The following is a 460-nucleotide window of genomic DNA, read 5'->3' on the forward strand; positions in this document are numbered from 1 at the left end:
CGGCCGCGGGCGGCGGTGGCCGCGCTCAACGCCGACCTGCCCGCGCTGCGGGCCGCCGAGCTGGCGCGGGTGCTCCAGGCCGCGGACGGCCTTCCGCGGGCCTTCCTCGCGGACGCGGCGGGGGTCGGCACGACCCTGCTCGCGGCGGCGCCCGGCACCGACCTGGCCCCGGCCTTCGGCGGCGCGTCGCGGGCCCGGCACGGGGCGTCGGGGGCGCGGGAGATCGCGGCGCACGGGGTGGACTCGGTACGGCGGGACGTGGACACCGGCGACGACCTGCGCGCGGCGCTGGCGCTGGGCGCCGGGCCGCACACCTGCCGCGTCATGGCGGCGGCCGTGCCCCCGGCGGCGGCGTTCCCGTGCGCGCCGTGCCAGGAGCCGCGCCGCTGACGCGTGCCGCCAAGTCCCGGGGGCGCGGTGGCGCGTGGCTCCCGGCGGCGCCGGGCGCGCCCCAGGCCGC

1 pseudogene is annotated in these 460 nt (G+C 84.1%); it reads left to right on the top strand.

The features are described from left to right. Positions 1 to 390: pseudogene (locus RKE29_RS30445) on the top strand (2-phospho-L-lactate guanylyltransferase); the annotation flags it as partial. Positions 391 to 460: the final 70 nt, after the last annotated feature.

Source organism: Streptomyces sp. B1866 (genome assembly GCF_031932565.1).
GTDB lineage: Bacteria > Actinomycetota > Actinomycetes > Streptomycetales > Streptomycetaceae > Streptomyces.